This window comes from Nodosilinea sp. P-1105, assembly GCF_012911975.1.
GTDB lineage: Bacteria > Cyanobacteriota > Cyanobacteriia > Phormidesmidales > Phormidesmidaceae > Nodosilinea.
Genome location: NZ_SMDQ01000035.1, coordinates 25,281 through 49,594 on the forward strand (window position 1 = coordinate 25,281; position 24,314 = coordinate 49,594).

General features: G+C 54.6%; 27 protein-coding genes. 8 read left to right on the forward strand and 19 right to left on the reverse strand.

All coding sequences use genetic code 11. From position 1 onward, the window contains the following. Positions 1–4 precede the first annotated feature (4 nt). Positions 5–619 carry an alpha/beta hydrolase gene (locus tag E1H13_RS15355; protein WP_169614296.1) on the forward strand — a complete coding sequence of 205 codons (615 nt, stop codon included), beginning with the start codon at positions 5–7 and terminating at the stop codon, positions 617–619. Positions 620–728: 109 nt separating this feature from the next. On the opposite strand, the gene E1H13_RS15360 is transcribed toward E1H13_RS15355, so the two are convergent. Further along, entirely contained in the window at positions 729–1,511 is a 783-nt protein-coding gene (locus E1H13_RS15360) for a nuclear transport factor 2 family protein (RefSeq protein WP_169614297.1), read from the reverse strand. Positions 1,512–1,690: 179 nt separating this feature from the next. On the opposite strand from E1H13_RS15360, the gene murG reads away from it, so the two are divergent. Then, entirely contained in the window at positions 1,691–2,770 is a 1,080-nt protein-coding gene (murG, locus tag E1H13_RS15365) for an undecaprenyldiphospho-muramoylpentapeptide beta-N-acetylglucosaminyltransferase (protein WP_169614298.1), read from the forward strand. On the opposite strand, the gene E1H13_RS15370 is transcribed toward murG, so the two are convergent. Then, complete coding sequence (locus E1H13_RS15370) at positions 2,757–3,002, reverse strand: hypothetical protein (RefSeq protein ID WP_169614299.1); 246 nt, start codon at positions 3,000–3,002, stop codon at positions 2,757–2,759. The two genes, murG and E1H13_RS15370, sit on opposite strands and share 14 nt — an antisense overlap. A 271-nt stretch (positions 3,003–3,273) precedes the next feature. Here E1H13_RS15370 and E1H13_RS15375 point away from each other — a divergent pair, with 271 nt between their 5' ends. Continuing rightward, entirely contained in the window at positions 3,274–3,864 is a 591-nt protein-coding gene (locus E1H13_RS15375; RefSeq protein WP_169614300.1) for a DUF1997 domain-containing protein, read from the forward strand. Here E1H13_RS15375 and E1H13_RS15380 read toward each other — a convergent pair. Further along, positions 3,827–4,588, reverse strand: a complete 762-nt coding sequence (locus E1H13_RS15380) for a lipoate--protein ligase family protein (RefSeq protein ID WP_347404168.1) — start codon at positions 4,586–4,588, stop codon at positions 3,827–3,829. The genes E1H13_RS15375 and E1H13_RS15380 overlap by 38 nt on opposite strands. Then, positions 4,585–5,529 (reverse strand): lipoyl synthase, encoded by a 945-nt coding sequence (lipA, locus tag E1H13_RS15385; protein ID WP_169614301.1) that lies wholly within the window; start codon positions 5,527–5,529, stop codon positions 4,585–4,587. The genes E1H13_RS15380 and lipA overlap by 4 nt, the downstream gene beginning before the upstream one ends. A 219-nt stretch (positions 5,530–5,748) precedes the next feature. Here lipA and E1H13_RS15390 point away from each other — a divergent pair, with 219 nt between their 5' ends. Next, positions 5,749–5,961 carry a chlorophyll a/b-binding protein gene (locus tag E1H13_RS15390; RefSeq protein ID WP_169614302.1) on the forward strand — a complete coding sequence of 71 codons (213 nt, stop codon included), beginning with the start codon at positions 5,749–5,751 and terminating at the stop codon, positions 5,959–5,961. 164 nt (positions 5,962–6,125) lie between these two features. Further along, positions 6,126–6,269 carry a chlorophyll a/b-binding protein gene (locus E1H13_RS15395; protein WP_169614303.1) on the forward strand — a complete coding sequence of 48 codons (144 nt, stop codon included), beginning with the start codon at positions 6,126–6,128 and terminating at the stop codon, positions 6,267–6,269. 108 nt (positions 6,270–6,377) lie between these two features. Here E1H13_RS15395 and E1H13_RS15400 read toward each other — a convergent pair whose 3' ends face one another. Together E1H13_RS15400 and E1H13_RS15405 are read right to left on the reverse strand one after the other, a co-directional pair. Continuing rightward, on the reverse strand, positions 6,378–6,707 hold the full coding sequence (locus E1H13_RS15400; RefSeq protein WP_169614304.1) for a hypothetical protein: 330 nt from the start codon (positions 6,705–6,707) through the stop codon (positions 6,378–6,380). Between the two features lie 153 nt (positions 6,708–6,860). Further along, complete coding sequence (locus E1H13_RS15405; protein WP_169614305.1) at positions 6,861–7,820, reverse strand: orange carotenoid-binding protein; 960 nt, start codon at positions 7,818–7,820, stop codon at positions 6,861–6,863. A gap of 427 nt (positions 7,821–8,247) precedes the next feature. Here E1H13_RS15405 and E1H13_RS15410 point away from each other — a divergent pair, with 427 nt between their 5' ends. The 3 genes from E1H13_RS15410 (at position 8,248) to E1H13_RS15420 (ending at position 11,664) form a co-directional block, all read left to right on the forward strand. Then, entirely contained in the window at positions 8,248–8,487 is a 240-nt protein-coding gene (locus E1H13_RS15410) for a NifU family protein (protein ID WP_169614306.1), read from the forward strand. A 246-nt stretch (positions 8,488–8,733) separates the two neighbouring features. After that, entirely contained in the window at positions 8,734–10,011 is a 1,278-nt protein-coding gene (gene serS / locus E1H13_RS15415) for a serine--tRNA ligase (RefSeq protein ID WP_169614307.1), read from the forward strand. Between the two features lie 417 nt (positions 10,012–10,428). Then, the gene (locus E1H13_RS15420) at positions 10,429–11,664 is read left to right on the forward strand and encodes an S-layer homology domain-containing protein (RefSeq protein ID WP_169614308.1); all 1,236 of its coding nucleotides are present in this window, start codon (positions 10,429–10,431) and stop codon (positions 11,662–11,664) included. A 379-nt stretch (positions 11,665–12,043) separates the two neighbouring features. Here the strand turns inward: E1H13_RS15420 and E1H13_RS15425 are convergent, their stop codons facing one another. The 13 genes from E1H13_RS15425 to apcD (E1H13_RS15485) all read right to left on the reverse strand — a co-directional run bounded on the left by E1H13_RS15425 (position 12,044) and on the right by apcD (E1H13_RS15485) (position 23,686). Continuing rightward, positions 12,044–12,457 carry a hypothetical protein gene (locus tag E1H13_RS15425; RefSeq protein WP_169614309.1) on the reverse strand — a complete coding sequence of 138 codons (414 nt, stop codon included), beginning with the start codon at positions 12,455–12,457 and terminating at the stop codon, positions 12,044–12,046. 151 nt (positions 12,458–12,608) lie between these two features. After that, complete coding sequence (gene psbA, locus E1H13_RS15430) at positions 12,609–13,697, reverse strand: photosystem II q(b) protein (RefSeq protein ID WP_169614310.1); 1,089 nt, start codon at positions 13,695–13,697, stop codon at positions 12,609–12,611. A 92-nt stretch (positions 13,698–13,789) separates the two neighbouring features. Then, positions 13,790–13,936 (reverse strand): hypothetical protein, encoded by a 147-nt coding sequence (locus E1H13_RS15435; RefSeq protein ID WP_169614311.1) that lies wholly within the window; start codon positions 13,934–13,936, stop codon positions 13,790–13,792. Between the two features lie 34 nt (positions 13,937–13,970). Next, positions 13,971–14,192: a photosystem II protein gene (locus E1H13_RS15440; protein ID WP_169614312.1), complete on the reverse strand. Its 222-nt coding sequence runs from the start codon at positions 14,190–14,192 to the stop codon at positions 13,971–13,973. Positions 14,193–14,275: 83 nt separating this feature from the next. Next, on the reverse strand, positions 14,276–15,808 hold the full coding sequence (psbB, locus tag E1H13_RS15445; RefSeq protein WP_169614313.1) for a photosystem II chlorophyll-binding protein CP47: 1,533 nt from the start codon (positions 15,806–15,808) through the stop codon (positions 14,276–14,278). A 91-nt stretch (positions 15,809–15,899) separates the two neighbouring features. Further along, positions 15,900–17,312 (reverse strand): photosystem II reaction center protein CP43, encoded by a 1,413-nt coding sequence (gene psbC / locus E1H13_RS15450; protein ID WP_169614326.1) that lies wholly within the window; start codon positions 17,310–17,312, stop codon positions 15,900–15,902. A gap of 232 nt (positions 17,313–17,544) precedes the next feature. Next, complete coding sequence (gene psbD, locus E1H13_RS15455; protein WP_169614314.1) at positions 17,545–18,603, reverse strand: photosystem II D2 protein (photosystem q(a) protein); 1,059 nt, start codon at positions 18,601–18,603, stop codon at positions 17,545–17,547. 129 nt (positions 18,604–18,732) lie between these two features. Further along, a complete protein-coding gene (locus E1H13_RS15460; protein ID WP_169614315.1) occupies positions 18,733–19,263 on the reverse strand; it encodes an allophycocyanin in 531 nt (176 codons plus the stop codon). 115 nt (positions 19,264–19,378) lie between these two features. Further along, complete coding sequence (locus tag E1H13_RS15465; RefSeq protein ID WP_169614316.1) at positions 19,379–19,561, reverse strand: hypothetical protein; 183 nt, start codon at positions 19,559–19,561, stop codon at positions 19,379–19,381. Then, positions 19,558–21,894: a phycobilisome rod-core linker polypeptide gene (locus E1H13_RS15470; protein WP_169614317.1), complete on the reverse strand. Its 2,337-nt coding sequence runs from the start codon at positions 21,892–21,894 to the stop codon at positions 19,558–19,560. The genes E1H13_RS15465 and E1H13_RS15470 overlap by 4 nt, the downstream gene beginning before the upstream one ends. Before the next feature lie 155 nt (positions 21,895–22,049). Continuing rightward, positions 22,050–22,529, reverse strand: a complete 480-nt coding sequence (gene apcD / locus E1H13_RS15475; protein WP_169614318.1) for an allophycocyanin subunit alpha-B — start codon at positions 22,527–22,529, stop codon at positions 22,050–22,052. Positions 22,530–22,639: 110 nt separating this feature from the next. Further along, the gene (locus E1H13_RS15480; RefSeq protein WP_169614319.1) at positions 22,640–23,125 is read right to left on the reverse strand and encodes an allophycocyanin subunit beta; all 486 of its coding nucleotides are present in this window, start codon (positions 23,123–23,125) and stop codon (positions 22,640–22,642) included. A gap of 84 nt (positions 23,126–23,209) precedes the next feature. Continuing rightward, positions 23,210–23,686, reverse strand: coding sequence for an allophycocyanin subunit alpha-B (gene apcD / locus E1H13_RS15485; RefSeq protein ID WP_169614320.1), 477 nt, complete (start codon positions 23,684–23,686; stop codon positions 23,210–23,212). Positions 23,687–24,314: the final 628 nt, after the last annotated feature.

Genomic DNA, 24,314 nt, shown 5'->3' on the forward strand with positions numbered 1-24,314 from the left:
CGTTATGCATGTTGTGTTGATCCATGGGTTAGCCCGTACCCCGATGTCGTTGATCGGGTTGGCGCGTTACCTGCAACGGTCGGGCCACACGACCGAGCTATTTAGCTACTTTGCCTTTGCAGAAAGCTTTGATGCCATCGTTCAACGCCTGAAGCAGCGGTTCCAGACGTTGGGGGCCCAGGGTTCCTACGGGGTTGTGGCCCATTCCTTGGGGGGCCTTCTCACCCGGGCTGCCCTGGAGGGAGGGGCAGTGCCACCTCCGGTGCATGTGGTGATGCTGGGCACCCCCAACCAACCGCCGCGTCTGGCGCCCCTGGCCTGGCGATTACTACCGTTTCAGTGGTTCACGGGGCAGTGTGGCTTTAACCTCACCTGTAAGCGGTTCTATCGCAGGCTGCCACTGCTGCCCAGCCCCTACACCCTGGTGGCTGGCACTAAGGGGTTCACGGGTGCCTTCAGCCCCTTTGGACAGGCGATCAACGATGGCATTGTCGCCCTCTGTGAGATTCCGATCAACCCAGACGACCCGGTGATCACAGTGACGGCCTGGCACACGTTTATGATGGACCATCCCCAGGTGCAGGCGATTGTGGGGGCAGCCCTGGCGGGGTGCGACTAGGCCGCCGGTACATATCCCAGGGTTCTGCCCTGGGATTTCCTGAAACCCATGGCCAATCAGCCTAAGAACCCTGGGATCTTGGCATACTTTACCGATGCTCTACACCAACCTACTCATCCATCACCCGAATCCGGCGAGTGTCTACCAACATGCCATCTTCGCGGATAATCACCGCTGATACCCAGCGTTGATCGGCCTGGTCGGAAGCGGTGCCAATTTTGTAAAGCCCGCCAGCATTCAGTACATCGAACACCACTGGACGGGGGGCCAAGAAATCTTCGCTGGTGACCCCTTCATCCACGGCGACCCCCATCAGCGATCGCCCCTCTAGGGGCTCCATTACAATCGTATCAAAAGAGTAAGTTTGTCCGGCTGACAAGGTGTCGGGCAGTTGAATCAACACTGTGGGGGGGGTGGTGCCCGACGTCAGGCGACTGGTCTCCGTTAGCACCTCTTGATAGGCCACTTGTCCATCCTCTAGCTGCTGGCGGGAGGTGACCTCAGCCACCAGGTTTAGTTCTCGTTCGGGACGCCGCTGGCGACCTTCAATTCGGGTCAGGGTTTCAACGGTGTAACGATCTGGGCCAACCGCCTCCCAGGATAGGAGCTCAATATCGTAGGTCAGGTCGCTGTACTGATTCCACAAGGTTTCTAGGGTTTGACGCAGCTGGCTGTGGTCAAAGCTGGTGTCGCTGTCAAAGCCATCGCTGTAGAGAGCCATGACTGCATCCAGGTCTTGGGCGTTAGCCGCTGCTTCAATCTCAGCTAGGGTGCTGACCACTGCCGACGGTGCGGTGGATGGGGACGCGGTTTGTGCTACAGCCGGAGCGATCGCATCTATCCCTACCCCCAGGGCTACCCCCACCAATGCCCATTGCCACAAACGCCCCATATGCCGCCTCTCCATACCGAATACACCCTTAACCTTAGCTCAAGTTCGCCAGATTCTGGACAAGGCTTGGTATAGTAAACGGTGATTCAAAGTCTGCCACAGGTTGCGGTGGATTTTGGCCTGGCCAGACTAGGCCGGTGCAGCCTGAATCAGGGAGTTTCACCATTGTTGAGGGTGCTTTGCCAGACTCATCGACCCGATTGCTAGTGGCGGCCAGCGGTACTGGAGGCCATCTGTTTCCGGCGATCGCCACCGCCGCCGCGCTCGACCAACATCACTACACCATCGAGTGGTTAGGGGTGCCCGATCGCCTAGAAACCAGCCTGGTGCCCAGCCAATATCCACTACATACGGTGCGCATGGGCGGCTTTCAGGGAAAACCGGGATTAAGCACCCTGACGGTGCTGGGGCAGTTTGCCCAGGCCACGATCAAGGTGCGTCAATTGCTGCAGCGGGGGCAGTTTCAAGGGGTATTCACCACTGGCGGCTACATCGCCGCCCCGGCGATCATGGCGGCCTGGTCTCTGGGCTTGCCGTCGGTGCTGCACGAATCTAACGCCCTCCCCGGTAAAGTCACCCGTTGGTTAAGTCCCCGGTGCAGTGCTGTGGCCCTAGGGTTTGAGGCGGCCAAAGCCTATCTGCCGAAAGCCCGTACGGTGGTGGTGGGAACCCCGGTGCGAGCCGAGTTCTTAGGGGCTGAGCCGCTACCCCTGGACGACCCAACCATTCCTGATGGGGTTCCCCTAATTGTGGTGGTGGGTGGCAGCCAAGGGGCAGTGACGGTGAATCAGCGGGTGCGGGCCGCCGCTCCAGCCTGGTTGAATGCAGGAGCTTGGATTGTGCATCAAACGGGCCGTAACGACCCTGATGCCGACGAGTTCAGCCATCCCCACTACATCCATCGGCCTTTCTTCGGCCATATGGCAGCCCTAATGGGCCGAGCTACCCTGGCCATTGGTCGGGCTGGCGCCGGTACCCTGACCGAGTTAGCCATTTCTAAGACCCCATCCATTCTGGTGCCCTATCCCTTTGCGGCGGAAGACCACCAGGCTTTTAATGCATCGGTATTTGCCCAGGCAGGGGCAGCGATCGCCATTAACCAGGCAGACTTAACCTCTCAGCACCTACAAACCCAGGTGCTGGAGCTGCTCAACAGCCCCGAAAAACTAACCCAGATGGCGGCGGCGGCCGAAACCTTAGCCATTACAGACAGCGCCGAGCAGCTAGCCGACCTGATTCAAAAAATCATTGCTGGATAGTGGCGGTCTGGGGTTGTTGCGCCTCAACCGTCGTTGGCATCGGCTCTAGCCGAAACCCCACTACCGGGGTACCCAAGCAGTAAAACCCCAGCTTAGGACGTAGTTCAAATGCCGGGTCGCGTCCCTCTAGCCATTCTTTTTCGGTATAGAGCCAGTAGCCCTTGGGACCTGCCACCAGCTGCACCGGGGTTTCGCGACTGCGCGAAATTAACATATGGGTTGGATTAAACATGGACTGCTCCTCTAGCAAGGCTATAGATAAATGCTTGTTTTGTTTCTTCTATGTAATTATGTAACGCTTTCTCAGAAACTGGCGCGGTCGGGAGAGCCGAACAGGCGTCGGTGGGATTGCCCCATCCGTAGCTATACCTAGAGTCTGAGATAAGGCCCCAGGATTCCCCTATCCGTCCCCAAACCCAAGAAAGCGTATTAAATTATTAACTAGCAGTTACAAAACTTCATCTGCCGAGAGATGGCACCCATTTTCCGGTAGTTTCCTAGTTATGCAAGAATTTCAAGCCCACCAAACCCTACGTCTGCGAGTGCCCAACGAAGCCATCCCGATTGAGCACTATCTGCGTCAGCCCCAGCGCCTGGTGCAAGCCATTACTGATCCTCGCCGGATTGACCCCCTGGATGATGGGGTGTATCGGCTGAGTTTGCGATCGCTCCAGTTTTTGGGCATCAATGTCGAGCCCACCGCAGACTTAAAGGTGTGGTCCACCGCTGACGGTACCTTGAACCTGGAGTCTGTGCAGTGCCAGGTGCGTGGCCCCGACTACCTTAGTTTTGTGAACGAGTCTTTTGGCATGACCCTAAAGGGTACCCTCAAGCCCCAGCGCCAGGATAGCCACACAGAACTTACTGGGCGGGCGGACTTGGGCATTCACATTGAGTTACCGGCCCCGATTAAATACATGCCCGACCCCATGCTCGACAGGGCCGGTAAGGCGTTTCTAAATGGTATTTTGATGACGATTAAGCACCGCATCGAGCGTCAACTGGTAGAGGACTATCGGGCCTGGGTGGCTGCCACCCTGCGGCGATCTGACGGTGCTACCCAAAGCAGTCTGCGGAGCAACTTGGCCCAATAGCCTGCTGTAAGCGATGAATCTGCTGCCATTCTGAATCGCTGAGGGGTTGCAGCCGCAACTCACAGTTAAAGCACTGGGCTGCGGCTTGGGTAAGTGCCCTGATAATCGTTTCAAGATCGACTTTAGCCATGGGGCCTGGGGGCGGTGGCACGGTTTGAAACACCTGCTGGTACAGGGCTGGATCCGGGGTGAGCACCATCGAGCCATGTTGCAAGACGTAGCCATCTCGCCATAGTTGGGCACTGCCAATCCGTTTGTGGCCCTGGGTATCCACCAGGTCGGCCTGGGTGGCCAGGGCAAAGCAATGGTGCGATCGCCCATATTGCCGCTGGGGTTGGCCAAACTGTAACGGCACCCCCAGGGCCCCCCAGCCCTGAATCAGAAATTGACAGAATTCTTGGTACACCTGCTGCCGTTGGCCGGAGCCTGGGGCAGTAATCAGGGCGTAGGTTAAATCCCCCTGGTGCAGCACCCCTCGCCCCCCGGTGGGTCGCGGCACCAGATGCACAGGTTGCCCCTTCCAGGTCAGGCTGGACCAGGCCTCAGGAAACCGCCGTCGCTGGCTAAACCCCAGGGAAATAGCCGCAGGCTGCCAGGTGTAAAACCGCAAGCAGGGGGGGTGGCCGTGGTGCTGGTACTGATCCAGTAGCCATTGGTCGATGGCCATGTGCACAGCTCCTGGAGCCGCCATCAGCGGTAGTAGCCGCCACACTGAACGGCTCACGGGGCTTCCCCCGCATGGTAGGAACTACGCACCAGTGGCCCAGAGCGCACGTGAGAAAAGCCCAGGTCACGGGCGATCGCCCCCAGGCGGTCAAATTCGGCTGGGGTCCAGTAGCGCTCCACCGGTCGGTGGGCCAAGGACGGGCGCATGTATTGGCCCAGGGTAAGGCGATCGCATCCCACCTGGCGCAAATCCGCCATCGCCTGAATCAACTCCGCCTCCGTTTCCCCATGCCCCACCATCAGCCCCGACTTAGTGGGAATCTGGGGGTCCTGTTCTTTCACCAGAGCCAGTACCCGCAGGGAGCGATCGTATTTCCCCCCCCGGCGCACCGGACCTTGCAGTCGCTCTACGGTTTCCAAGTTGTGGTTATAGCAGGCGGGTTTGGCCGCCACCACCCGAGCCACCCGCTCCGCCTGCCCCTGGTCACGGCTGGGGCCGCCCCAAAAGTCCGGTGTCAACACCTCAATCTCAGTGCCTGGGTTGACCTGACGCACCCGATCCATCACCGTTACAAACCAACTCGCTCCATGGTCGGGCAAGTCATCTCGGGCCACGGACGTCAGCACCACATAGCGTAACCCCAACAGCCGCACTGCCTCAGCCACCTGGTCGGGCTCCTGGGGGTCTAAGCTCATCGGGGCGTGCCCTTTATCCACCTGACAAAAGGCACAGGCGCGGGTACAGGTAGCCCCCATCAGTAGAAAGGTGGCAGTGCGGTTGGCATAGCATTCCCCCCGATTAGGGCATCGCCCTTCCTCGCAGATGGTGTGAATCTGTCGCGCTTTGATAATGCGCTGCACCTCAGAGATATCGCTGGCGTTGCCAATGGGGCGGCGGAGCCAGGGGGGGAGGCGGGGGGGAGTGGGGGAGATGGGGAGTGGGGGAGATGGGGAAGGTGGGGAAGGTGGGGAGGAGGGGGAAGGTAGGGGGGAGGTCATAGTTGGGAAAAGCAGTCTGGCGTTGGGTGTTTGGGCAGGGTGGCGAATAGACGATTTGATTGTAGCTGACTCTTTGGGCGACCCTTGAACACTGCGGCCTCCACCGTTGGGTAGACCCAGGAAGAAAGCCATGGAGCGGGTCTATGACCACAGACGTAAATGGTTTGCAACTTTTATTTACAATGCGTTACGTTTAAGGTGTCGTAAACAAAACCTTGTATGACCACTCGCGGATACACCACAGAGGAAGGCGGACGGCTGAACAACTTTGCCGTTGAGCCTAAAGTTTATGTCGACGATACCCAGCGGTTTGGGTTTAACGCCTACGCAGAGCAACTCAATGGTCGCCTGGCGATGATTGGGTTTGTTTCAGCGATTGTGTTTGAAGCCCTTACAGGTCACGGTATTGTGACTTGGCTAACCAGTCTGTAGTGCCTGCCTTGTGGTCGAACCATCATCCTTTGGCATTGAGCTTATCTATTGCTCCCATCAGAAAAAATAGTGCTTTAGGGATGCGGGTTCAGAAAAGTTATGTTAACTTAAGTAACAAGGTTGTTGAATTAATTGCCCCTCTATCCATTAAGGAGTTACTCACCATGGAAACCAACGAAAACAAGTTCGGATTTGTTGACTTCGCTGAAACCTGGAACGGTCGTTTGGCCATGCTGGGCTTTGTGATTGGTGTAGCTACCGAGTTCCTGACTGGCCAAGGCATTCTGTCTCAAATCGGCCTGATGTAAAAGGTTATTCAGTTCAAGACAAGGGGGGTGCAACACGGTTGCACCCCCCATTTTTTGATCATTCAATCAGATTTTACAAATCCATCTGGCCTGAGCCTGGCCCGTAACCTACAGCATTTGGGCCAGGGCCTTAATCTTGGCCAACTTGGGGGCAGCAAGCCCGGTCAACTCATCTAGACTCAGCCAACCATCCTTAATTAACCCAGCCAACATAAACAGCGGGGTCGGCTCCCGTTGGTCGTACTTGCCATCTAAATCATGGCGACGGGCACTCAGAAAATCGTGTAGTTGCCATAGATCATCCATGCAGGCAATTGCCTGCGCCTGGTCGTGCACAACCTGTACCAAGGCCGTTATTTCCCGCTGATGGGCTTCGGCGACAGCCGTCTTAACGATCTCCTGCTCGTGGGATGTCCACTGAAGTTCACTAGTCTGCATTGATTGGGATAATGATATACATACATCTATATTAAGGATATGTTACAGACTTTTGCAAACTCTCATAATTTACAATAGCCCCCCCAATTGCGCATCGGGGGGGCTAACAACCGCGTTAATCCAGTTCAAAGCTGAAGTTGGTAACCGTAATGGTTAGCGAACCAAGTTAAGCAACTCTTTGGGCGAAGCCAGCAAGTCAATCGCCACAAAGAAGATCTTACCGTCAGGGTTCAGTAAAAACCGCCAGGCAATGTTCATTCCGACTCCTGCCCCAAACCAGGGAGTCTGCACCCTGCCCGTCACCTTAATCTGGGTAAAGCCATCGTCGGCCGGTTCTGTCACCCCTCGTTCTGGAATCAGACTGAGATTTTGACATTCTTCTTTGAAAAACTGCATGATGTTGGCCTTGCCCACGACGGGACGCTGAAATGGGGGTTGCAGGGCACCATCAGCAGTAAATAGTTCAATTAATGCATCAAAATCATTGGCATTGAGGTTATTCATGTAAGCCAGCACCGTAGGGTTCGTAACGCCTTCGATGCTGACTTGGCTGCGCTTATTCATGTCTTGGGGCGGGGCCACTGGCTCTGCCACCCGGTTAAAGGAGTCCATTTGCTTGGGATCAAAGCCCATGCCAACCACAGCATTCCGCAAGACTGTAATTTGCTGGCCCGACTCTAGGTTACGAATTGATTGCAGGACCGCCGCCGCATTTGCAGATAGCTGGTACCCCTCAGGAATGGGCGCCACAATTCCCTCTTCCATCCACTGGCCCAACTTGTACCAAAACCCCAGCTTAATGTTGGGCGACCAGGTGGCATAGGTGCGGCCAATGGGGGTATCGGCGCGGTTGGCCAGGTCACACATCACTTGAGACTGTTCCTGGAATGACATGGCGCGGATTTCATTCATGGTGGCTTCAGCAAATTGCATGCTGGCAGCCCCAGGAGCGGCAATGGTAATGCTTTTGCCCATTTCCAGATAGGCAAACCAAATCAATGCGAGTTGGTCTTCAGCACTTAGTTGAGTAAACCGGGCAATCGTGGCAGGCACAGCGTCAGCCGTGAGGGTATTGGGAAAGATATTGCGGGCTGAGTCAAGGGTAAATGGCATGGATATATGATCTCCTTAGGGTATTCAAGGGAAATAGAGTTGAGCCTATCTAGCTTTATTTTGTGATCAAATGCTGACTATCCAAAGGTAGTTTAAGCATAAACAGAGGCAACTGCCGTGAAGAAATTAGAAGTGCGATCGCCTTAAGTGGTCTGATTTTCCGACTATGCAGGGGGGAGGGATCGGTGTCCCAGAGAGTAGCTGTGAAGCCAAAGAAATTCGCTCAAAGCTCTGACATCCTCCCTTATCTGACTTGTTCCTTTGACTTAGCCTAAGCTTAACCCTATGCCATGATTCCGTGCCATTACCATGACTCTATACTCACTGCCTCAAGACCTCTATGGGTAGGGATCGCCTCGGGGGCTTTTATCTGGAGGCAAAATCCCTAGAATAGGAGTAGTCCTTTAATTAATATCTTTGGCAACACATGGAAACCCTGGCACTCACGTCTCCCAATGTAGAACAAGTACTTGATGAGCTACGTCCCTACTTGCTAGCCGATGGTGGCAATGTGGAACTGGTAGAAATCGATGGTCCCGTGGTTAAGCTGCGCTTGCAAGGGGCCTGTGGTTCCTGCCCTAGCTCGGCCATGACCCTGCGCATGGGTATCGAGCGGCGGCTGCGGGAATTCATTCCTGAAATCGCTGAGGTTGAGCAGGTCATGTAGGCATGGTTTCGGGTAGATCGGCTCAGGCCGATTTACCCTGTTTATTTCTCTAAATTCTGGGTTGACCTAAATCAGCGGTTCAGCAAGGTTAAAAGCCCGGCTTCTTTGTTCCTGCTCTGACGAGATCATCTGCTGTCTGGCCCAGAAACCGGGTTTCTGTGTCAGTGTTCTAGCCTTTAGTGGTTTGCTGATATCCTGGTTTATTGGCCAGGGTTTGCGCTGGTTGACGAATTTCAGAGGACGGCGGTGCTAGATCTCAAGCAAGTACGGGAAAACCCAGAGGCAATTCAGGTGGCCTTAGGCAAACGGGGAGCCTATGACTTGGCTCCGCTGCTAGAGCTGGATCAGCAGCAGCGTAAGCTAGAGACAGCGCGATCGCAGCTGCAAGCCCGTAGCAATGAAATTGGCAAACAGGTGGGGCAAAGTATTAAAGCTGGGGCCGCCCCCAATGGCCCCGAGGTGGCAGCCCTAAAAGCCGAAGGCAACCAGGTTAAAACTGAGCTCCAAACCCTAGAGCCCCAAGAGCGGGAAATCAAAGCCCACATTGAAAGCATTCTACTGGGACTGCCCAACCTGCCTAGCGACTCCACCCCCGTTGGTAAAGACGAAACCGAAAATATAGAAGTCCGTCGCTGGGGGAACGAGTATTTGCCCCAACAGCCCGCCAAACCCCACTGGGAAATTGGCGAAACCCTAGGCATCCTAGATTTCAAGCGAGCAGCTGAAAAGATTGCCCAAAGTCGCTTTGTGGCGCTGATGGGTGCCGGAGCCGCCCTGGAACGGGCGTTGATTTCTTTCATGCTAGATCGTCACACAGGGGCAGGGTACCAGGAGGTAATTCCCCCCTATTTAATCAACTCAGCGGCCCTGACCGCATCCGGCCAACTGCCCAAGTTTGCCGAAGAAAGCTTCCAATGTCGTAACGATGACCTGTGGCTGACCCCCACCGCTGAAGTCCCCCTGACCAACTTGCACCGGGATGAAATTCTCAGTGACGACCAGTTGCCCATTCACTATTGCGCTTACACCCCTTGCTTTCGCCGCGAGGCCGGTAGCTATGGCAAAGATACCCGGGGATTAATTCGTCTACACCAGTTCAACAAAGTGGAAATGTATAAGTTCGTCCACCCCGATCACTCCTTTGACGAACTTGAAGCGTTGGTGAGCGATGCCGAAGCTATTCTGCAACAGCTCAAGTTGCCCTACCGGGTAATCGAGCTCTGTACCGGCGACCTGGGGTTTTCCAGTTGTAAAACCTACGACCTAGAAGTGTGGATGCCATCCTCAGACAGCTATCGGGAGATTTCTAGCTGTTCTAACTGCCTCGACTTTCAGGCCCGCCGCGCCAATATTCGGTTTAAGGCAGCCGGGCAAAAGGGCACCCAGTATGTCCATACCCTCAACGGTTCGGGGCTGGCCATTGGCCGCACCATGGCCGCCATTCTAGAGAACTACCAGGAACCTAACGGAGCGGTACGAGTGCCCGAGGTGCTGCAACCCTACTTGCGACGTGAGTATTTGTAGATTGGCGGAACTTTTGCATCTCTGCGTCAGTCCATTCCTTTTGCCGAGAACATCGAAAGACCAAGCGGCAATTAGTTCATGTTGTGCCAGTTGAAATAGCGGAAAGCTAGTCTTTCACCAGCTAAAAATTGACTCTAAAGTGTTAGAAGGTGGCTAACGCGATCGCATGTTTTCCTCAAGTCAGGCCAGATTTTATCTACAGCTATAGAGGCCATCAGGTTTATAAATGGCTTTGAATTTATTTCATCTGATTCTTTAAGGGCTAAGAGGAATAACAATTCTGGGCATCTACTTTTTAGTAAAATTTGCTCAAATTGAAGACCTGGTTAGTCTAAAAAATCAGAGTTGCGATCGCTGTCCTAGACCGAATTTACTCAAACCACATGTCTGTCTTCCCTCGTGTTTGGAGTCCCAATCATGTCTAATGCTTTTCGCCTTCAGTCTGGAACAGCCCTACTGCTAGCCCTAGGGTTAACCGCTGGTGCTGTAACGCCAATTCTGTCAGCGGCACCGGTTATCGCCCAAACCCAAACCCAAGCCCAATTTGCAGATGTACCCGCTGGCCATTGGGCCCATCCGTTTATTACCAGCTTGGCCGCTAGGGACATTATTGCCGGTTTCCCAGACGGCAGCTTCCGGCCTGATGAACCCGTCACCCGGGCCCAGTATGCCGCCATGGTCAATCGCGCCTTTAATCGCTCTGCGGTACGTAATGCCACATCCTTTGTGGATGTACCGCCTAACTATTGGGCGGCTGGTGCGATCCGCGAGGCCGACAGGATGGGTTTTTTGTCGGGCTATCCCGGCAATATTTTCCAGCCCGACCAAAATATTCCCCGGGTTCAGGTGCTAGTCTCCCTAGCCAATGGCCTCAACTACACCGCCAGCAGCCAGGACAGTGGGCGCATTTTTCGCGACTCGGCCCAGGTGCCCGGCTATGCGGTGGCTAGCCTAGCAGCGGCCACAGAGCGGCAGCTGGTGGTCAACTATCCTGATGTGCAAGCCCTACGCCCCAACCAGACGGCAACACGGGCTGATGTGGCGGCTTTCATTCACCAGGCCCTGGTCAGCCAGAATCAGGTGGCGGCGGTTAGTTCCCCGTACATCGTGGGCCAGCAGGCAATCACTCAACCCAATGTCCCAGCCGGAACGGTCCTGACCATGGCCTACGAGCAAGGTGACAAAGTTGTTGTTCTGCCTGGGGAAACCGCCCCACTGACCCTCAAGGTAACCCAGGCCGTTACCGATCAAGCTGGGCGGGTGGTGATCCCAGTGGACAGCCAGGTGGTAGGCGAATTGCAGCCGAGTGGTTCTGGCACCCGATTTGTGGCCCAGCAGCTGGTTCTACCTGGGGGCCAAACCATGGCTGTTAATGCCACATCTCAGACAGTGACCACCACAGAAACGATTCGCCAGGGGGCGAGCTTTGGCCAGACCCTGGCGGGGGCTGTGTTGGGGTCGGGGGCGGCCGCTGCGATCGCCCGCACCACTGGCGATCAAAATGTTGATGCCCTAGAAGTCTTAGCTGGGGCGGCCACCGGGGCGACCGCCGCTAGAATCTTTGGCCGTAATCAAGTGGAGGTGATTACCATTACCCCCAGCCGCGATCTGAGCTTGACCCTCAACGAACCGCTGATGATGTCTAGCCGGTAGACAGATAACGGGCTGACAGGGTTTGCGGTTTAATACCCATTCCTTGATTGACCGCTAAGCCCTCACCCCAAACCCCTCTCCCAAAGCTGGGCGAGGGGCTTTGAAGCGGCAGGTTTTGTAGTTCCAGCCTGGAAAATCGGTATAAGATCTACGGCTGGCCGTCAACCGTGAACCCAGGTCGTAGACCCGTCATTGTCAGATTGACTGACCACTCGTCCCCTGTGGCAGAAGTCGGCCCACCAGTCCTGATACCTGGCACCCTACACCTGACACCCTCAGCAACAGTGGTCATATTTCTCAAGATCCCAGGGCTCTTGGGCTGATTGGCCATAAATTCCAGGGTATCTCAAGGCAGACCCCTGGGATCTGTACCAGCGCTCTAAAGGGGAAATTGATACACAATTCCCCCCGCGTCTGTGACATCAAAGGACGCATCTAACAGCCTGGCCCGTTGGTCCAGAAACACCCTGGCCTCTTCCAGGGGCATGTGGGCCGCCGCCGCAAACTGCACCAGGGTCAGCCGGCCCTGGTGGGCTTGCAATAGCTCTAAAAACAGCTGCTCGTGGGCCTGGGTCAGGGTTTGGGCCTGGACCTGGCGCTGGTGTCGCAAGTCCCAGGCCAGCCAGGCTCCCAGGCCGGTGACCGGTAGACCTAAAAGCACCAAAGGGGCGATCGCCGCCTGTCGATCTTGACCATGGGTAGACGGATGGAGTAAGCGGGCACTGGCCAGCCCAGTCACCGCCAAGCCAAACACCAAACATAGGGCTGATGTTATCTGGGTTAAACGCGCCATCACAGGATCCTGCCCAGCGGTAGGGTGCAGCAAGATCATCATATCCTAGGGCTCTAGCCGCGACCCACTATGATCGATAAAGGCGTGCCCTCTAATCAAAGAGTAAAGAGCACGCCCACATTAAAACCTATTCTATTTTGCTTGACCCTCCCTAGGCCTCAGCCTGGATAACCGGGGCCTGGAACGCCACGGGAACAGCAGGGGCGCTAGTGGCTAAATCGAGGGGGAAGTTATGGGCATTGCGTTCATGCATTACCTCGAACCCTAAGTTAGCGCGGTTGACAACATCAGCCCAACTGGGGAGTACCCGTCCCTGGGAATCGAGAATGGAGTGATTAAAGTTAAACCCATTCAGGTTAAAGGCCATGGTGCTAATACCCAAAGCCACAAACCAGATACACACCACTGGCCAAGCTGCCAGGAAGAAGTGTAGCCAGCGAGAATTGTTGAAACTGGCGTATTGGAAGATCAGACGACCAAAGTAGCCATGGGCCGCCAGAATGTTATAAGTTTCTGCTTCTTGGCCAAAGCGATAGCCGGTGTTTTGGGATTCACTGTCGGTGGTTTCCCGAATTAGGCTAGAGGTCACCAAGGAGCCGTGCATGGCGCAGAACAATGATCCACCCAGCACCCCTGCAACCCCTAGCATGTGGAAGGGGTGCATTAAAATGTTGTGCTCGGCCTGAAAGACGAACATGAAGTTGAAGGTGCCACTAATGCCCATGGGCAACCCATCGGAAAAGCTGCCCTGACCAATGGGATAAATCAAAAATACCGAGGTGGTAGCCGCCACAGGAGCACTGTAGGCGACGCAAATCCAGGGTCGCATACCGAGGCGGTAGCTGAGTTCCCATTCCCGCCCCATGTAGCAGAGCAATGCTGGAATGTAGTGGAACGCAATCATTTGATAGGGGCCACCATTATAGAGCCACTCATCTAAGGTTGCAGCCTCCCAGATGGGATAGAAATGCAGACCAATAGCATTAGATGAGGGGACAACAGCGGCGGTGATGATATTGTTGCCGTAGAGTAGCGAGCCGGATAAGGGCTCACGAATACCGTCAATATCTACCGGTGGTGCCGCAATAAAGGCAATCACAAAAACTGCGGTAGAGACGCCCAGGAGGGGAATCATCAACACGCCGAACCAACCGATATAAAGACGGTTTTCGGTGCTGGTGACCCACTGACAAAATTTCTCCCAGACGCTAGCGTCTTGGCGTTGAATCGTTGTAGTCATGGGTTATAAATGAAAAAATCTCAACACAGCAATGGACATACCCATTAGAGCAAAAGACTATGAAAATCTTGGGAAGTTGGTTCAGAAGCGAGTTAATTGCGATCGCTAGGGTAGGTTTTATACCCATAAAAAATAAAGCCCAGGCAGCCTAAAGTAGCTACCAGCAAGGCGAGGAAAACACCGCCAGCCGTCGAGGCGGTTTGACCTTCACCGTAGGCAAGATAAAGAAGGAGTAGCATGGGGTTATTTCCCTGACGTATTACACCTGAGGGGTTATAGCTTTGGTCCGGGCCAGTTGACATTGACCCCATCGAGCAAAATGGTGCCGTTGTAGAGCTGTAGGATAATCAGCAGGAAGAGAAACAGCATCACTATAAGAAAGGCCATGAATGGGGCCGTTCCCCAGCCGGGGGTAACTTTTCCCGCTTCAGCGTTAAGCTCTCGGAGCAGATATTGAATAGGGGCTACTTTTTTGGAGACATACTTCTGTTGCATGGTCTGATGTGGCTCGTAATCAGTAAAGTAAATGAGATGAGCAGCGGAGCATCACTGATGGCTGACACACCGCTGCGATCGCCCTAAATTTGCGTAGTCTGACGAGAGGTGGGATCACCCACTTTTTGGAAATAGCCCCATTCCACCTGCTCGATATCGATATCAGGGTTGATGCCCGAGAAGACATCCTGGAACAAAGCTCGTAACCCATGCCAGATATGGCCGAAGAACCAAACCAGGGCAAAGCAGGCATGGAAGAAGGCAAAGAAGCCGCGGTTGCTGGTTCTAAAGGCCCCGTCGGAGTTATAGACCGTGCGATCAAACTCGAAGGGTTCACCCAGTTGGGCCTTACGGGCGTATTGTTTAACCTGAGCAGGGTCGGTAAACGTCTGACCATTCAGTTGACCACCGACGAAGCTCACGGTCACACCGGTTTGCTCGAAGCTATACTTCGCCTCCGTGCGGCGGAAAGGAATGTCGGCTCGCACGATGCCCTCTTGATCCGTCAGCAGGACGGGGAAATTCTCGAAGAAGTTGGGCATGCGCCGGACAGCCAACTCCCGACCTTCTTTATCTTGAAAGAGGGGGTGGCCTAACCAACCCGTGGGTAAACCATCGCCATCGACCATGCGCCCCACCCGAAATAAGCCGCCCTTGGCAGGGCTATTGCCCACATAGTCGTAAAAGGCCAGTTTTTCAGGAATGGCTGACCAGGCTTGGGCCAGGGACTTGCCCTCACCCACCGCCGTCTGCACTCGACGGTTAATCTCTTTTTGGAAATACGCCTGATCCCACTGATAGCGAGTGGGGCCCCAGAGTTCGATGGGGGTGGTGGCGGTGCCGTACCACATGGTGCCTGTGGCGATAAATCCAGCACAGAAAAATACCGCTAGGCCGCTGGCCAACACCGATTCAATGTTGCCCATACGCAGCCCTCGGTAGAGGTACTCTGGCGGACGCACCACAATGTGAAATAAGCCGCCGATGATGGCAACCAGGCCCACAGCAATGTGGTGGGCCACAACACCGCCTGGATTTTGCGGGTTAAACCCGGCTGGCCCCCAATCGGGGGCTACCCCCTGGACATGGCCGGTCAGGCCAAAGGGATCGGAAACCCACATGCCGGGGCCAAAAATACCGGTGAGGTGAAAGGCGCCAAACCCAAAGCACACCAGCCCGGCCAACAACAGATGGATGCCAAAAATTTTGGGCAGATCGAGGACGGGCTCGTCGGTTTTGGGGTCGAAGAAAGTGGCAACATCCCAGTAGACCCAGTGCCAGCAGGCGGCAAGAAACTCTAGCCCAGAAAAGATGATATGGGCCGCAGCAACGGTTTCAAAGGTCCAGAATCCCGGATCGGCAAAGGTCTCGCCAGTAATGCTCCAGCCCTGCCAGGAGTTAGTCACCCCCAGGCGGGCAACAAAGGGCATTAGAAAGCAACCCTGTCGCCACATGGGGTTGAGCACGGGGTCGGTGGGGTCGAAGCGGGCTAGTTCAAACAGCAACATTGACCCGGCGAAACCGGCACAGAGGGCGTTGTGCATTAGATGGACGGCGATTAACCGGCCAGGGTCGTTGATCACCGAGGTGTGGACACGATACCAGGGGAGTCCCATAGAGTAGTTCTCCTTTGAGAAAGCAAAAGGCAGAAGGGGAAAGGGAAAAGCGGGTAGGGCAGAAAAGGGTCAGACCTACCCGCGATCGCTGTTAAGCGGATCGTTCGCTGGGGTCGATGGGCGGCATCGAAAGTACAGGTTCGTTTTCGCGATCGAGGCCGGTGATAAAGCCCGCCGCCGTCGCCCGAGCTAGTCCGGCATGCCACAGATGACCCACCAGGAATAGGAAAGCGAAGATAAAGTGAGCCGAGGCCAGCCAGGTGCGGGGGGACACATAGTTAAAGGCGTTGGTTTCCGTTGCCAGCCCAGCCACCGAGTTGATCGAGCCCAGGGGGGCGTGGGTCATGTATTCGGCGGCGCGGCGCACTTGCCAGGGTTGGACGTCGTTGCGTAGCTTGTCTAGATCGAGCCCGTTGGTACCCCGCAGGGGCTCTAGCCAGGGGGCTTTGGCATCCCAGAAGCGCATAGTTTCGCCGCCAAAGATGATTTCCCCCGTGGGCGATCGCTGCAAGTACTTACCCAACCCCGTCGGTCCCTGGGCTGATGCCACATCGGCCCCCATATTTTGGTCGCGCACCAGAAACACCAGGGATTGCGCCTGGGAGGCCTCTGGGATCGATGGCCCGTAGAACACGCTGGGGTACACCGTGTTGTTGAACCAGATAAAGGCGGTAGCCACAAACGCTTGTCCGGCAATGTTGCCTAAGCTTTGGGCTAGATAGGTTTCACCGCTCCAGGGATAGAGGTTATGGGTCCAGCGCAGGGGCGGCACCAAAATGTGCCAGATACCGCCCAACACCAGCAGGGAACCAACCCAAATGTGCCCCCCCACCACGTCCTCTAGGTTATCGACGCTGACGATCCAGCCGCCGCCGCCCAGGGGGTTGCGAAACAGGTAGCCAAAGATGATGCGGGGGTCGAGGGTGGGGTTAGTAATCAGCCGTACATCACCGCCACCGGGGGCCCAGGGGTCGTACAGGCCACCCCAGAACATGGCTTTACAAACAAACAAGAGGGCAAAAATCCCTAAGGCTCCAATGTGGAAGCCCAAAATTTGAGCGACCTTGGCGCGATCGTCCCAGTCAAACTCAAAAAAGCCCGACAGCTTTTCGGGGCCGCGCAGGGCATGGTAGACCCCGCCAAAGCCCAGCACCGCCGAGCCAATCAGATGGGCCACCCCAATGGCAAAGAAGGGGAAAATATCGGTCACTTCGCCACCATGGCCGACCCCAAAACCCAGGGTGGCAATGTGGGGCATGAGAATGCAGCCCTGCTCGTACATGGGCTGGGCCGTGTTGTAATGGGCGACTTCAAATAGCAGCATGCCTCCGGCCCAGAAGGCCAGCAGCGCTCCATGGGCAACGTGGGCCCCCAAAAATCGACCCGACAATTCCGTGGTGATCAAGCGAGCATTACCAGCCCACCAGGCATAGCCACTCGAGGCTTCATCGTAGCCAGCTTTGGGCGGGGCATTGCGATCGCCGGGTTTGACCACGGGGGTCAGGGTATTTAAGGAAATATTATCAAGGGTGGATGCAGTGGGTTCAAAGGGAGTTTCCACAGGGTTAGATCTCCTAGACAACAGTCAATGGTAACGGGTTTTGGGTTTCGGCATCCCCTCCTGGAAGGCTTGCGCTGTATAGCCTGCGGCATGGCTTCGCTAGCGTGTAGCGGCCCCGGAGGGGCAACCTGTCGAAGTGGGCAGGGGTGGGTTATCCGGGTTTCGGGTTCCCCTCCTACTGCCCAACTCCTCTAGGCAAAACCTCTTCAGGGAAGACAAACTTTTTGGCGGGCTGATCGAGCTCGGCCATCCAGGCTCGCACTCCTTCATTGAGTAAGATATTTTTGGTGTAAAAGGTCTCAAATTCAGGGTCTTGGGAGGCGCGAATTTCTTGGCTCACAAAGTCGTAAGCTCGGAGGTTAAAGGCTAGCCCAACCATGCCAATGGCGCTCATCCATAGCCCGGTAACGGGTACAAACAGCATGAAGAAATGGAGCCAGCGCTTGTTGGAAAAGGCAATACCAAAAATTTGCGACCAGAATCGATTAGCGGTCACCATCGAGTAGGTTTCCTCTGCCTGGGTGGTGGCAAATCCGCGAAAGGTATTCTTGCCCTCTGAGTCTCTAAATAGGGTGTTTTGGACCGTGGCCCCGTGGATGGCGCAGAGCAGGGCCGCCCCTAGCACCCCAGCGACGCCCATCATGTGGAAGGGGTTGAGGGTGTAGTTATGAAAACCCTGGAAAAATAGCAGGAATCTAAAGATGGCAGCCACCCCAAACCCAGGGCCAAAAAACCAACTTGATTGCCCCAGGGGATAGATTAAAAAGGTGGCTACAAAGACAGCAATCGGGGCTGAAAAGGCGATCGCATTGTAAGGTCGCAGCCCCACCAAACGGGCCACCTCAATTTGTCGTAACATAAAGCCCATGAGCCCAACTACCCCATGGAAGGCAGTAAAGTTCCACAGGCCGCCAATCTGACACCAACGGGTAAAGTCCCAATTAGCCTCGGGACCCCAGAGAAAGAGGAGGGAATGGCCCATACTTTCGGCGGGGGTAGACACAGCTACCGTCAAAAAGTTGCAGCCTTCAAGATAGGAGCTGACCAACCCATGGGTGTACCAGGAGGTAACAAAGGTGGTGCCGGTAAACCAGGCTCCAATTGCCAGATAGGCGCAGGGAAACAGCAATAGCCCAGACCAGCCGATAAACACAAAGCGATCGCGTTTAAGCCAGTCGTCAAGGGTAAATAGCCAGTCTCGGGACGGCTTGAGCGCCCCCATGGTGATAGTCATGATACGCTCCTCTGAATACAGAAATCTATGAATGGTAAATCTTTTTCAAGTCAAGAAGTGGGGTTTTTTCAGTGAGAAAACTACAAATTCTAAGTTGAATCTGGCTAAAACAGGCCTTAGCTATCTGCCTTACACCGGCACACTCTCCCCTGGGCCATCATTCATAAAGTAGGGCGGCCCAGGCAGAGCAATTTCTTGAATAATTTGATCAAAGTAGGGAATGACTTCAGCGGCATCGGCTTCATCCAGTTGTTTAATCGCTTCAGCTTTTAGGCATTTCAAATACTGCAAAATATTGGTCAATGGAATGCCCACATTGGCATAGAGTTCTTTCATTCCGGTCAGGCCAATGTCTTGCAAAGGCTGACCATTACCAGCAATTAAGCAGTAACTAATCAGGCGAATATACCAACTCATATCCCGCTTGGCTGACTGAGTTTTGAGGCGACTACCAGAGTTGCTGGGGGTCCTGGGACAAACTTTCCAAAACTGACGGGTGCCTTTTTCAACGATGGTAGGCGCTTTTTCTTCCAGATGTTTAACCACTTGAATGCGGTCACCTCCAGACTTACAAAAGGTTCGAATCATTTTTAGCTCCCCTGGGGTGGGATAGCGGAGTTCTTCGTCGGCGTTCAGAATGACTTGTTTAACAATGCTCATGGTGAGGAAAAGTTTTGAATTGTGAATTTTGAATTGAATCTGCAGCGTGGGTCATCGGGAAACAAGCCAACTCTGCGAATATCCCCAGGCCAGACCCGCGCTGACTCACGGCTGATCAATCGTTGAGATCGCTGTACCTGGGGTGAATTTGGATGCCACCAAACCAGCTGATGTCAATGCGATAGCTGAACGGGGAATAGGTGTGATAAATCACTCGCACCTTTCTCAGCCACTGACTCAGGGAATTTAACCGTGATGTTGATATTGAAAAAACAGGCTGCTCTGGGGTAATCGTCATGGCAAGCTGTCCTCGGTTGTACTGGTTTCCAGGGGTTGGGCCTGTGGGGCTTCGGAGGGCATGGGTGCTGGTTCTGGGGGAGATGCGATCGCCACGTTGAGCCGACTTTCGGCCCTGGCTGCAGGGCTGTTATTGTTGGTGGATTCCATGCTGTGGGAAGCCTCAGTTGTTGCCAGAGCCAGGCGTTTAGCCTCAGTAACAGTGGCGTAATTGGCCATCCAGGCACCGGCGATGTCTGGATTTTTCCGGGGTTTCCACCAAGCCACAGGCCCCTGGGGCGATCGCAGGGCATACCCCCTCGGAGTGAGATAGCGCTCGTAGGGCACCGTGTCATCCCCAAACACCTCGGTATATTCAGGGCCGTCGACCATGGCATCCACCACCGCATAGAAACCCTGCTTGCCCGCCAGGTCGTAGTAGCGGTTGAGCTCGTCGCGGCCAAGAGTAGGTCGACCGAGCAGACGGCGATGGATGTATTCAATGGACTTAGTGATGTACAGGTTTTCCCAAGCCATCTGACGAAAGGGACGGGAGCGGGCCAACTGCCGCACAAACTCCCGTAGGGTAATTTGTCCCCCCTTAAGCTTGGTTTCAGCTATCCCCTGCCGCTGACTATCGAAAACATCTCGACCAAACACCTGGCGATAGGTCGCCAAAATCACCGCTTCTATGGAGTGGTGATTGACATTCAGGTTAGGGCCTTGGGCTTGGTGTCCTTGGGGTTGGTGGGACGGTTCCAGCTTCAGCACCGACTGGCCAAACGTTCCCGGCACCCGCCCCAGCGGGACAGTTCCATTTTGGCCCAGGACGTGGTGCCCATTGTGCAGACCGCTGCTGATTAAAATGCGGCGACTGGTGGCGCTAAAGTGGGCGGGTTGAGCCACAGGGTTTTGATCTTCCCGGGGGAAGATAGCCCCAAACTGAATCTCCAGAGGGTCATGGCCCACCCCATAGGGATGCTGGTTGGGCAGCGGCTTTTGGGCCCTGGCAAAGGTGGTGATAAACTGCGGCAGCTTGCGAGTCGAGGCACTGTACTTAAACAAGTCAAGCTGCGGCCCCCAGTTTCGACATTCCTGCGCCTCCAGCCCCAACCCCCTGAGATAGGGGACAGTCTCTTCACCGAAGTAGTCGGCATACTCTTGGGAGTTCACCAGGGCATCCACCAACGCTGGCAGACCCCCCTCAGAAATCACCTCGAAATAGGTTTGAAATTCCTCTAGACAGCTTAGCCCCCGCCCTAAAAAGTGCCGACTGGCCAACTCAATCACGCGGCTGATGGTGAATGGCTCATAAAACTCTCGCCGATACAGCCGCGACTTGCCCAGGTGGCGAATGAATTCCTTCATCGAGAACTGGCCGCTTCTAAGCTTAGACTCCAGATCTTCCAGAGCCAGACCGTAGGCGTGGGTGATATCGCGCTCGAATACTTGCCGGTAGGCGGCCCGAATGGCGTCTTGGGTTTCAGTTTCTGACAGCCCTGGTTTCACCACCAGTTTTGGTGTGGGCAGGGCACTTTGGGCATAACTTTGGGGCAAGGGCAGCCCTGGATGCAGCTTCGAAACCCCAAACCGGAGTTGGTGATTTGGCTTTTCAACCAAATACTCCGTGATCAAGACTTCAAAATAGCCTTTGACCAGGGCTGCGGCGGCTGGATCTTGAGAAAAACAAAGCCCAGCTCGCCACTGCATATCTTGTAAGGCGACTACCGTGGCTAAGGTTACGTCTTCAGGAATCACCCCCCGCAGTCCTCGCACATTGATCCGGATAATACTGGTATCCCCAGCCACAACGGCATAGGTGATGTAGCGCAAAAACCAAGCCAGGTCTCGCATCGATCGCTTCATGCGCACGGTACCGTACTTACGAATGTCGATGGTGCGAAACCGAGTGGGGGTACTGGGTCGACCTGAAGAAAATAAGGTTCTAATTCGATCTAGAAAGGCATTGACCGGTTCCACCAGACGGGGTTCCTGTAAAGCGTTGGACGGCCCGCCCTTCTGACGCGCCTTAGCGGACAGAAAGTCCTCTCCCACGTAGTACCCCGACCCTGGCATGCCCACCGGGTCTTCTGGTTTTTCGAGATAGGCCATGGGTGACCCGCCAGTAAAGATGCGGTTGGCCCCCGCTGCCACGATCACATCGGCATTATTAGCCAGCACAGTGGCTATTTCCAGTCGTTTCAGTCCGCTGGTAAAGAAGGCAGAGAGTTCTTTGAACTCACTCTGCTTGGGATAGCGATCGCGCCGTTCGGCTTCAGTAATCACGGTGCTAGGCACGGTGTGAAAGTGTTGCGGATGGGTGACGGGGCTGCCACCGTTAGTCCGATCAGTCATAGTTTCTCTCTGGGTTGGATGATAGGTGCGGGGGGGCCAGGTGTCAGGTAACAGGTGTCAGGTAACAGACGGAACCGTAAACCGTAAACCGTGAACCGTGAACCTAAACCCCTCAGGTAAGACAGCCGACTTTCTCAGTTCTGCCTTCTGCCTTCCTAGGGCGTCATTCCCTGGATCAAGTAGTCAAAATAGGCCCCCACTTCGGCTTTATCCTCCTGCGTCAGCAAGTCCAGGGCGGCTTCCTTCAGACAGCGCATACACTCCACAACATTGCGCAGAGGAATTTCTAAAGCGGTGTACATGGCTTTTGCCCCTTTAATACCGCTGTCCTGGAGCGGGTCGATATCGCCAACCACAACAGCATAGGTAATCAGGCGAATGTACCAGCCTTGATCACGCACGCAGGAGGCTCGAAATGTAGAATTGCCGCTGTTGCTCGGCGTCACTGGGCAGCGCTGCCAAAAGATGTCACTACCTTTGTCCACAATGCGATCGGCATTGGCCGTCAAAATCGAGGCAATGCGCAACCGCTGGTTACCCTCTTCAAAAAAGCTACGCAGAGCATTGAGTTCGCCGTGGCTAAGGTAGCGGGCCTCGCGATCGGCATTGGCAATGGATTGGGTAATAATGCTCATGATTTGGTATCAGGTGAGAGTGCAAGAGGCTGGTGTTGGGGGCAGGGTGCAAGGTGTACGGTGCAAGGTAAAAGACGGAACCGTGAACCGTAAACCCTACCCCCCTTTCCCTAACTCAACCCCGTACAAATATGGTCAAAGTAGAGGCCCATTTCTTTGCCAGCCTCGGCCCCCAACATTTCGGTGGTGACCTCTTTCATGGCCTGCACAGCTCGGACGGTAGCCCCCACGGGTACACCTAAAGAGTTGTAGGTTTCGCGCAGTCCATTCAGCACCCGCTCATCTAAAATCGATGGGTCTCCGGCTAGCATGGCGTAGGTGGCATAGCGCAAGAAGTAGTCCATATCGCGCACGCAGGCGGCATAGCGTCGGCAGGTATACATGTTGCCGCCGGGGGCCGTGATATCGGTATACAGCAGAGATTTAGCCGTGGTGCGGGTGACAATAGTGGCCGCATTGGCGCTGATCGTCATGGCGGCCTTGGCCCGCAGTTCGCCGCTGCGAAAATAGTTCTGCAGGCGTTCTAACGAGCCATCATCCAAATATTTTCCCTGGGTGTCAGAGGAATTAATTAAGGTGGTAATGGCGTCTTGCATGGGTCAAATCCTCTCTTATAGGAGTGATACTAGTTGTCTCTTAACTCGGCTGTGACAGCCTAGGCAGTCGTGGATTTCAACGATCTAAGATAGGGAGTGAATAATTAAGTCAAAGTAAGGAGCCACTTCAGCGGCGTCCTCTTCACTCATCAAAGACATGGCTTCTTCTTTGAGGCAGCGCATACATTCGGCAATATTGCGAATGGGGATTTCTAGGTTGTTGTACATTTCTTTAATGCCGACGGTGCCGATTTCCTCTAGGGGTCTTTCGCTACCGGCCAAAATTGAGTAGGCAATCAGTCGCACATACCAACCTTGATCCCGCTGACAGGAAGCGGTTTTGCGTTCATTGCCGCTATTGCTGGGTGTATTGGGGCAGCGTTCCCAAAACCTAGCACTACCATTTTGAACGATACGCTGCTCATTTTCAGCCAACACCTTAGCGATCCGAATACGCTGTTCCCCAGTTTTGACAAAGTCTTGAAAGATGCGAATTTCCTTAGGGGCGGGATAGCGAGCTTCGCTGTCTGCATTAAGGATTAGTTCTGTCACCAGGCTCATGATTAATCTTGCCTCCAGAAGTATGGACTCGATTTATACCAAGTCCAGCTCGGGATCTGGAGTTTTCCCACAGGCAGAACTCCAGGTCTGGACTTGGATTTGGTTTAATTTGGCGAATGTCTATTAACAGATGCCGTATATGAGTAGCTCAAGCTCATCTACTTCCTTAAGTAAAGGACTTAGATCGGCAACCTTCACGATCAAGTCAGCATCGCAAAGCTAGAGCTTAAGTTCCTTGACTAGAGACTAAAGATTCCCGTCTTTCATTAAGCTTGTTGCCAGTGACATGAATATCTCTAATCAAGGATTAGTTAGCAGAGTAGGCAATAAAAATGAAGAACCCATGAAAGTATGAGTATTGCTTCAAGAAACTACATAAAGAAGTTTGACCTCAATCCTACAGATAGCTGACTAGGCAGGTCGGCTGGGGTTTTCTAGCCTGAGAGCTACTCTCTCTCTTCCCAGGAATTTCAGATTTTGATGATTTAATACAGCCTCATATCCCCCTAATGCAGGATCACGCCCCCTTCTCCTTAGGCGATTTCCGAGAAATTAAGATCCCCACGTTAAGTCAGCGATCTTAGTTTTCGTAGGGTGGGCAGCACCCACCACTCGGTAGAACGTTTTC

Excerpts from the sequence above, each read along its gene's own strand:
- E1H13_RS15355 (WP_169614296.1), top strand. The coding sequence starts at position 5 with ATGCATGTTGTGTTGATCCATGGGTTAGCCCGTACCCCGATGTCGTTG.
- E1H13_RS15360 (WP_169614297.1), bottom strand. The coding sequence starts at position 1,511 with ATGGGGCGTTTGTGGCAATGGGCATTGGTGGGGGTAGCCCTGGGGGTA.
- E1H13_RS15370 (WP_169614299.1), bottom strand. The coding sequence starts at position 3,002 with ATGTTTAATCCAACCCATATGTTAATTTCGCGCAGTCGCGAAACCCCG.
- E1H13_RS15375 (WP_169614300.1), top strand. The coding sequence starts at position 3,274 with ATGCAAGAATTTCAAGCCCACCAAACCCTACGTCTGCGAGTGCCCAAC.
- lipA (WP_169614301.1), bottom strand. The coding sequence starts at position 5,529 with ATGACCTCCCCCCTACCTTCCCCCTCCTCCCCACCTTCCCCACCTTCC.
- E1H13_RS15390 (WP_169614302.1), top strand. The coding sequence starts at position 5,749 with ATGACCACTCGCGGATACACCACAGAGGAAGGCGGACGGCTGAACAAC.
- E1H13_RS15395 (WP_169614303.1), top strand. The coding sequence starts at position 6,126 with ATGGAAACCAACGAAAACAAGTTCGGATTTGTTGACTTCGCTGAAACC.
- E1H13_RS15400 (WP_169614304.1), bottom strand. The coding sequence starts at position 6,707 with ATGCAGACTAGTGAACTTCAGTGGACATCCCACGAGCAGGAGATCGTT.
- E1H13_RS15405 (WP_169614305.1), bottom strand. The coding sequence starts at position 7,820 with ATGCCATTTACCCTTGACTCAGCCCGCAATATCTTTCCCAATACCCTC.
- E1H13_RS15410 (WP_169614306.1), top strand. The coding sequence starts at position 8,248 with ATGGAAACCCTGGCACTCACGTCTCCCAATGTAGAACAAGTACTTGAT.
- E1H13_RS15420 (WP_169614308.1), top strand. The coding sequence starts at position 10,429 with ATGTCTAATGCTTTTCGCCTTCAGTCTGGAACAGCCCTACTGCTAGCC.
- E1H13_RS15425 (WP_169614309.1), bottom strand. The coding sequence starts at position 12,457 with ATGGCGCGTTTAACCCAGATAACATCAGCCCTATGTTTGGTGTTTGGC.
- psbA (WP_169614310.1), bottom strand. The coding sequence starts at position 13,697 with ATGACTACAACGATTCAACGCCAAGACGCTAGCGTCTGGGAGAAATTT.
- E1H13_RS15435 (WP_169614311.1), bottom strand. The coding sequence starts at position 13,936 with ATGCTACTCCTTCTTTATCTTGCCTACGGTGAAGGTCAAACCGCCTCG.
- E1H13_RS15440 (WP_169614312.1), bottom strand. The coding sequence starts at position 14,192 with ATGCAACAGAAGTATGTCTCCAAAAAAGTAGCCCCTATTCAATATCTG.
- psbB (WP_169614313.1), bottom strand. The coding sequence starts at position 15,808 with ATGGGACTCCCCTGGTATCGTGTCCACACCTCGGTGATCAACGACCCT.
- psbD (WP_169614314.1), bottom strand. The coding sequence starts at position 18,603 with ATGACTATCACCATGGGGGCGCTCAAGCCGTCCCGAGACTGGCTATTT.
- E1H13_RS15460 (WP_169614315.1), bottom strand. The coding sequence starts at position 19,263 with ATGAGCATTGTTAAACAAGTCATTCTGAACGCCGACGAAGAACTCCGC.
- E1H13_RS15465 (WP_169614316.1), bottom strand. The coding sequence starts at position 19,561 with ATGACGATTACCCCAGAGCAGCCTGTTTTTTCAATATCAACATCACGG.
- E1H13_RS15470 (WP_169614317.1), bottom strand. The coding sequence starts at position 21,894 with ATGACTGATCGGACTAACGGTGGCAGCCCCGTCACCCATCCGCAACAC.
- apcD (WP_169614318.1), bottom strand. The coding sequence starts at position 22,529 with ATGAGCATTATTACCCAATCCATTGCCAATGCCGATCGCGAGGCCCGC.
- E1H13_RS15480 (WP_169614319.1), bottom strand. The coding sequence starts at position 23,125 with ATGCAAGACGCCATTACCACCTTAATTAATTCCTCTGACACCCAGGGA.
- apcD (WP_169614320.1), bottom strand. The coding sequence starts at position 23,686 with ATGAGCCTGGTGACAGAACTAATCCTTAATGCAGACAGCGAAGCTCGC.